Raw genomic sequence first — 7,801 nt, forward strand, 5'->3', positions numbered from 1 at the left:
ACAGGGTGTCTTGGCTCCTCCATAACCGCATACTACACCATGTGGTCGGTTGAGTAAAGTGCATACCCACTTTATTTATATTTCAGGGGTTGCGGCTCAGGGGTCGGGAAGTGTTGCGAAAACAAGCGCCTGAACCCCGACCCCTGAAACCTGGTCCCATCGTATGCTCTTTCCGGTCGCATGCTGCTCATTTTCGAATCCGCCCGATCAAAAATGCCCCAAAAAAAAGGATGGATGCCAGGGTGACGATGGTTGCCCCGGAAGCGATATCAGCATAATAAGAAATAAACAGCCCGCCGATGGTGGCTGTCAGCGCGACGGCAATGGATGCCGCGATCATCAGGGGATAGTGGTTCGTAAGCTGCAGCGCGGCGGCGCCGGGGATGACCAGCAACGCGGACACCAGGACGATCCCAACGATTTTGATGCTGATGACCACTGAAAGGGCCAGGATTGTCAGCAGGAAATGGTCCAGAAACGTTACGGACATCCCGCTGACAAGGGCGACTTCCCTGTCAAAGGCAACGAAGAGCAATTCCTTAAACAGCAGGAATGTCGAAACAAGGACCAATCCGCCCAGGATGGCGATGGAAATCAGATCCTGACGGGTAATGGCCAGTATATTCCCAAAAAGATATCCGAAAAGATCGATATTGTACTCTTTGGACAATCCGATAAAAATAACACCCAGGGCCATGGCCAGTGAAAAAAATATACCGATGGCCGTGTCGGTGCTCAGTTTTCCGCGACTGCTGATATAGCCGATGGCATTGGCAACAGCCACTGCAAAGGCAACGGCAGTGAGGGTGGGGGAGACGCCGAGCAATGCGCCCAGTGCAACACCGCCGAAGGCCGAGTGGGCGACACCTACTCCGATAAAAGACAGGCGTCGCAGGACAACAAAAAAAGAAACAACGGCCAGAACAACGCTGAGCATGGCGCCGGCCAGAAAAGCATGCTGCATGAAGGTCAGCTTGAATAATTCAGGAATCATCGCGATGCCTCTGTGAACAGGAAACGCAGGCGGGATCATGCACCATCACTTTCATGTTGTCGCCGAATACCTTTCGCTGAATTTCCGGCGAAAGACAAAATTCCGGTTCGCCGTGATAATGAATTTCTCTGTTCAGGCAGGCCACATGGTCGGCATGTGAGGTAATCACGCCGATATCGTGGGAGACCATGATCGCCGAAATCGCTTGTTCATCTCTGAATTTTGCCAGCAGCTCATAAAAGTCTTCCTGGGCAACGCTGTCGATCCCAGTGGCCGGTTCGTCTAAAATTAAAAGCTTGGGCTGAGATGCCAGGGCCCGGGCAATTTGAACGCGCTGCTGCTGACCGCCGGAGAGTATGCCAAAGGAATGATGGGCCTGGTCCGCCATGTTTACCTGGTCGAGCAACGCCATGGCGGCTTGGATACTCTTTCGATCGGGACGGCGAAACAATCCCAGGCGGCTGTAGAGCCCCATGAGGACAACATCCAGAACCGTTACCGGAAAAGAGCGGTCGGCACGGGATATTTGGGGGAGATACCCCACTTCCCGGCGGCTGTGCTTGTCGGGATCGCTGCCAAACAACCTTACGGTCCCTTTTTCCGGGCGGATCAGTCCCAGAATGGCGTTGAGCAGGGTGGTCTTGCCGCTGCCGTTTGGTCCCACGATGCCCAAAATTTCTCCGGGATAACATGACAAATAGATGGCCTTTAAGACCCATTTTTCATTATAGCGGACCCAGACATCGTTTAATTCCACGATGGCCGCTTTGTCTTGCCGCTGGAGCGGCGACGGCCGGTTCATTGCATGGCCTCCTTTAAGACGTCTAAATTATACCGCATCAATTCCAGGTACGACCGGCGCCCCTTGATGGTCGGCGCCCCCATGGGATCCAGCAGCAACACATGGACGTTGGCCTCTTTGGCGATCACCACCGCCACTTTTGGGTTTAGCTGGGGTTCGACAAATACCGCGCGGAGGTTGTATTTTTTGATATCGGCGATGATTTGTTTTATCCGCTTGGGGGTTGGGTTTCTGCCGGGAGCGGTTTCAATGATCCCCACCGGCTCAAGACCGTAATGCCTTGCAAAATAATCCCAGGCGGCATGAAAGGCAACGTATTTTTTTAAAGCGAATCCCGATACCGCCAAGCGGATATCCTGGTCCAGTTTTACCAGGCTTTTTAAGTAGACTTCCCCCTGCCGGCGGTAGTGGTCTGCATGATTTTCGTCAACGCTGCATAAAACCGCCACAATTCGGGTGACCATCGATTGAGCGATAACCGGGTCCAACCATATATGCGGGTTGGCGATAACTGCGCCGCTGTCGGTGTGATCCGGTTTTGTTTGCCGCATATTCGATCCGGGTTGATCCGCGTCATGTTCATGGGCTGCTTCGGTGGAACGAATTAAATCTACGCCATCCGAAAGTGTGACCGTTAGGAGGTCTTTACCGGCAGCAGCCATAAATTTCTCAGCCCATATTTCCAGGCCTGCGCCGATCATGAAGAAAACCCTGGCTGCCGCGATTTTTTTAATCTGACTGGGCTTGGGTTCAAACGTATGGGGACTGGCGCCGGCCGGAATAATGAAAGTCACATCAACATAGGGGCTGCCGACCTGTTGAATCATATCGGCAACCGGAAAAATACTGGCAACAACAGGAACCTTTTCCGCCAGGATTAGCGCCGGAGAAAAAAGGGCGATAAAGAAAAACAGAGTGGCAAAAACCGACCCCTTGAATCGTTTGGGCTTCACAAAATAAACGCTCCTTTTTGTATGCAGCTAAAAATTTACTTGAATTACTCAGGGTTGAATAATACCATAGGCAAAAATAAAGGTACAGCCCAAAAGGAGACTGCCGATGCCGTCAAAGGCCTTAATTGTTGTGGACATGTTAAACGATTTTGTGGATGAAAAAGGGGCGCTGTATTGCGGCGAAACCGCCCGTGAAATTGTTCCCTTTATCGGGCAGCGGCTCGACGCATATAGAAAGCGCAAGGATCTTGTCATTTACCTGCAGGACGCCCATGATCGCAACGACAAAGAATTTGAAAAATTTCCGGAACACTGCGTAAGCGGCACTTGGGGCAGCCAGATCATTAAAGCGCTCACCCCTATGCCGGGAGAAAAAGTGGTCCCTAAAAAACGGTTCAGCGGGTTTTACGGGACCGATCTCGAAAACATTCTGGTTGAGGCCGGCATAGCAGCGGCTGAAGTGGTGGGCGTCTGTACCTCCATCTGTGTGATGGATACGGTGGGGGGGTTGGCCAATCGCGATTATGCGATATCGGTACCCATAAAGGGGGTGGCGGATTTTGATTCCGAGGCCCACCGGTTCTCTTTAAAAAGAATGGAAAAGCTTTACGGGGCCGAAGTTTCTTAACGGGAGACCTTTGCCAAACGCCCCTTTCCGACTAAATGTATTTCCCCGTTGAAACTGACGGATATATCCAGCAAAGGTTCAATCATGACAGCAAAGAAAAGAATCGGCCCGCTTTTTACGGACCTCTATGAATTGACAATGGCTGCCAGCTACCATGGGCATCAAATTTCCGGCGCAGCCACGTTTTCCCTCTTTGTCAGAAACTATCCCCCCCGGCGAAATTATTTTGTGGCCGCCGGCCTTGAAGATGTATTGAAAGAACTGGAGGCGTTTTCCTTTTCCGATGAGGAACTCGCTTACCTTGAAAGCACCGGTCAGTTTAAAGACAATTTTATTTCATTCCTGTCCGGCCTGCGGTTTTCAGGGGAAGTTCATGCCATGCCGGAAGGAACGGTTTTTTTCCCCGGCGAACCGGTTCTGGAAATCACGGCCCCCATTATCGAGGCCCAGCTGCTGGAGACCTTTCTGCTGAATAAAATCGGCTTTGCGAGTATGATCGCGTCCAAGTCGGCCCGATGCATTCATGCGGCTCAAGGCCGGCCCCTGATCGATTTTTCACTGCGCCGGACCCAGGAGCAGGATGCCGGGCTGATGGTGGCGCGCAGCACGTTTATGACCGGTTTTGAGGCGACCAGCAATGTGCTGGCCGGGAAAATTTACGGTATTCCGGTATCCGGCACCATGGCGCATTCCTACGTTACCGCTTTTAACAGCGAGGAGGAAGCCTTCCGGGCTTATTCCCGGACGTTTCCGGACACTTCCATTTTTTTAATCGATACATTTGATACCCTGGAAGGCGCCAGGCGTGCCGCAACCGTTGCTACGGAGATGAAGCAGGAGGGAAAAGCAATCATCGGCGTTCGCATCGACAGCGGCGACATGGTGGATTTAAGCTGCAGGGTTCGCCGCATCTTTGATGCGGCCGGACTCGCCGAAGTGAAAATTTTTGCCAGCGGCGGCTTTGATGAATATAAGATCGCCCAGACGATTCTCCAGGGCGCCCGGATCGATGCATTCGGCGTGGGGACAAAAGTCGGGGTTTCGGCCGACGCCCCCTATTTGAATGTAATTTATAAAATGGTCCGGTTCAACGGCCGCGATGTCCGCAAATTAAGCCCCGGCAAAGCCACCCTGGCCGGGGCAAAGCAGGTTTTCAGAAAGCTGGGTCCGGACGGGCGCTTTCAGGAAGATGTCATCGGCCTTCGGGACGACCGGATCGAGGGCGCTGCGCCTTTGCTTGAAAAAGTGATGGAGAACGGCAAAACTGTAAAATCCCACCCGCCGCTTTCGGCCATCCGGGAAAAATTCAAAATGGAATTCTCCCGCCTTCCGGAGGATATCAAGTCCGTCAAGGCGCATAACATCTATCCGGTGCATTTAAGCCAGCGGCTACAGAAGATGCAGGAAGATTTATAAGTTTGCCCCAAAAAACTGCGAGTTGATACTATTTTCAGGGGATATGATTATGGTCGATGAACTCGAATGGCAAACCCGACGTGATCGGATCAATAAAAAGCTTAGCACCCTCAAGCCCGCCTGGAAAATTGTCAAATATTCTGAAGGTCTCGATATTAAATCCTTTGCACATCATGCCGTGGAAGAGTACCCCACGGCGAATGGACCTGCGGACTATGCTTTCTTTGTTAAGGGTAAGCTGCTCGGCATCCTGGAAGCCAAAAAGGTAACGGTGGGGCCGCAGAACGTTCTGGAACAGGCCAAGCGGTATGCCAAAGGGGCCTTCAGCGGGCCGGGCAATTGGAACGGCTACCGGGTTCCGTTTCTTTATGCCTCCAATGGCGAAATCATATGGCATCTCGATGCCCGTAACACGAAGAACATATCCCGCCGAATATCAAATTTTCACACGCCGGATGCACTGGCCGAGTTTTTTGAAAGCGACGCCGCCAAAGGATTGGAATGGCTGCAATCCAATCCCGTCGATATTGAACGGCTGCACGATTTCCAGCGTAAAGCCATTGGTAAGATCGAATCGGCCATCATTAAAGGCAAGCGGGCCATGCTCATTGCCATGGCAACCGGGACCGGCAAGACGTTTACCACGGTTTCCCTGATTTATCATCTTTTAAAGGCCAAGGCCGCCCGCAGGATTTTGTTTCTGGTAGACCGTCGGGCGCTGGCCGCACAGGCGGTACGTGAATTTGCAGCGTTTACGACACCTTCGGGAAACAAGCTCAGTCGGGAATACGAGGTTTACAGCCAGCGCTTTCACAAGGACGATTTCGGAGATGACACACCCTTTGACCCCAAGGTGCTTCCCAATGAATATCTGACTGCTCCCAATGCGACCCATACGTTTGTCTATGTTTCAACCATCCAACGCATGACGATCAATCTTTTCGGCTGGGAAAATGCTTTTTCCCAAGGTCAGGACGACCCGGATTATGAGGCCGATACGGAAATGCTGGACATACCGATTCATGCGTTTGATGTCATTATTGCCGACGAATGCCACCGCGGGTATACGGCCAGCGATACTGCCGTCTGGCGCCGGCTGATGGATTATTTTGATGCGATTAAAATCGGACTGACCGCCACACCGGCTGCACATACCTTGGCGCTGTTTAAAGAGGTCGTTTATCGCTATACCACTGAAGAGGCCATCCAGGAAGGCTATCTGGTGGATTACGATGCCGTAAAAATAAAATCGAATGTGCGCATGAAAGGCATTTTTCTGAAGCCGGGGGAACAGGTGGGGGTGATCGATACCCGGACCGGCGAGGAAACCTATGACCAGTTGGAGGATGAGCGCGAATTTCCCACCCAGGAGATTGAGCAAAAAGTCACTGCGCCGGAGAGCAATCGTAAGATCATCAAGGAGGTTGCCAAATATGCCTATAAACACCAGCAGGAAACCGGTCGCTTCCCCAAAACACTGATATTTGCCGTGAACGATCTGCCGCATACTTCCCATTGCGATCAGATCGTTACGATCTGCCGCGATGAATTCGGTCAGGGTGATAACTTTGTCCAGAAAATTACCGGCAGCCCCAGCGTGGACCGCCCCTTGCAGAAGATTCGCGAGTTTCGCAACCGTCCGACGCCCAAGGTGGCGGTTACCGTGGACATGCTGTCCACCGGCGTGGATATTCCCAGCCTTGAATTCATTGTTTTTCTGCGCCCGGTAAAATCGCGAATTCTGTGGGTGCAGATGCTGGGCCGTGGCACCCGGCGCTGTCCGGATATCTATAAAACCCATTTTACCATTTTCGACTGTTTTGACGGGACCCTGATCGAGTATTTTAAAGACACTACGGATTTTAAAGTTGAACTGCCGCAAAAAGAACCCATCCCCCTTGAGCAGGTCATCGAGAATATTTATCAAAATGTGGACCGCCGCTATTTTATCAGCGTGCTGGTAAAACGTCTGCGGCGGATCGAACGCAATATGAGTGGCGAGGCTCGTGAGCAATTTTCAGCATTTATCCCGGACGGCGATATCAGGAAATTTGCCGCAAACCTGCCAAAGCTGATCCGGGACGATTTCACCCACACGCTGAATCTCCTGCGGGATAAAAAGTTTCAGAATCTGCTGATCAATTACCCGCGGGCGAAACGCACCTTTATCGTAGGATATGAAACCGAAGACGAGGTGTCTTCCGAAGTCATGATTCATGCCGGCAGCGACTATCAAAAACCGGAGGACTATCTGGATGCCTTTACGCGTTTTGTCCGGGAAAACCACGAGCAGATTGAAGCGATCCGGATTTTGCTGCAACGACCCCGGGCCTGGCGGACCGAGGCGCTCAACGAACTGCGGGAAAAGCTGAAGCGCAACAATTTTCCGGAAAAAGAACTGCAAAAAGCGCATAAGCTGGTGTATAGAAAGTCCCTGGTGGATATTATTTCCATGGTCAAGCACGGTGCGGTCAAAGAGTCGCCGCTTTACACTGCCCCTGAAAGAGTGGGCCGGGCGCTGCAAAAGGTTATGGCGGGCAGGCATTTTAATGACGAGCAGCAGCAATGGCTGGGGTATATCCGAGAGCACCTGATTGCAAACCTGACCATTGAACTGGAAGACTTTGATGATGTGCCGGTTTTTGAAAGGCAGGGCGGCGCCGGTAAGGCCCGCAAGGTTTTTGGCGCTGATCTGGAAGCCCTGATTGCGGAGATCAATTATGCGGTTGCCGCATGAGCGATCGGATTCATAACTGCCTGGGCATATTTTTGGGGTTTGCCTTCACTCAAAATCCCCCCATCCCCCTTTTTCAAAGGGGGTGCAGTTTTTTCGGTGAGTTGTAGGAAATTTGGCGCTTGACGTATTTAACCTTCGATTGTAGCTAGGGCAAAAAATTTTGAAGAAATTGCCCCATTAAAGTCCCCCTTTTTAAAGCTGAGCTTTACCCACACTTGACACAGGGGGGTTAGGGTCCGTTTTTCATTGGAGGAGGATGTTGTTGAGTCAG

6 protein-coding genes are annotated in these 7,801 nt (G+C 51.8%); 3 read left to right on the forward strand and 3 right to left on the reverse strand.

Going from position 1 to position 7,801, the window contains the following annotated elements:
* Nucleotides 1-187: 187 nt before the first annotated feature.
* The 3 genes from P1P89_21190 to P1P89_21200 are packed head-to-tail and all read right to left on the reverse strand — an operon-like array spanning nucleotide 188 to nucleotide 2,749.
* Nucleotides 188-994, reverse strand: a complete 807-nt coding sequence (locus tag P1P89_21190; GenBank protein ID MDF1594031.1) for a metal ABC transporter permease — start codon at nucleotides 992-994, stop codon at nucleotides 188-190.
* Nucleotides 984-1,796 (reverse strand): metal ABC transporter ATP-binding protein, encoded by an 813-nt coding sequence (locus tag P1P89_21195; GenBank protein ID MDF1594032.1) that lies wholly within the window; start codon nucleotides 1,794-1,796, stop codon nucleotides 984-986. Before P1P89_21195 ends, P1P89_21190 begins: the two co-directional genes overlap by 11 nt.
* Nucleotides 1,793-2,749, reverse strand: coding sequence for a metal ABC transporter substrate-binding protein (locus tag P1P89_21200; protein ID MDF1594033.1), 957 nt, complete (start codon nucleotides 2,747-2,749; stop codon nucleotides 1,793-1,795). The genes P1P89_21195 and P1P89_21200 overlap by 4 nt, the downstream gene beginning before the upstream one ends.
* 106 nt (nucleotides 2,750-2,855) lie before the next feature.
* Between P1P89_21200 and P1P89_21205 the strand changes: the two genes are divergently transcribed.
* The 3 genes from P1P89_21205 (at nucleotide 2,856) to P1P89_21215 (ending at nucleotide 7,530) form a co-directional block, all read left to right on the forward strand.
* Nucleotides 2,856-3,377 (forward strand): cysteine hydrolase, encoded by a 522-nt coding sequence (locus tag P1P89_21205; GenBank protein ID MDF1594034.1) that lies wholly within the window; start codon nucleotides 2,856-2,858, stop codon nucleotides 3,375-3,377.
* Nucleotides 3,378-3,461: 84 nt separating this feature from the next.
* A complete protein-coding gene (locus P1P89_21210; protein ID MDF1594035.1) occupies nucleotides 3,462-4,793 on the forward strand; it encodes a nicotinate phosphoribosyltransferase in 1,332 nt (443 codons plus the stop codon).
* Nucleotides 4,794-4,842: 49 nt separating this feature from the next.
* Nucleotides 4,843-7,530, forward strand: coding sequence for a type I restriction-modification enzyme R subunit C-terminal domain-containing protein (locus P1P89_21215; protein ID MDF1594036.1), 2,688 nt, complete (start codon nucleotides 4,843-4,845; stop codon nucleotides 7,528-7,530).
* The last annotated feature ends 271 nt before the right edge of the window (nucleotides 7,531-7,801 follow it).

This window comes from Desulfobacterales bacterium (assembly GCA_029211065.1).
GTDB lineage: Bacteria > Desulfobacterota > Desulfobacteria > Desulfobacterales > JARGFK01 > JARGFK01.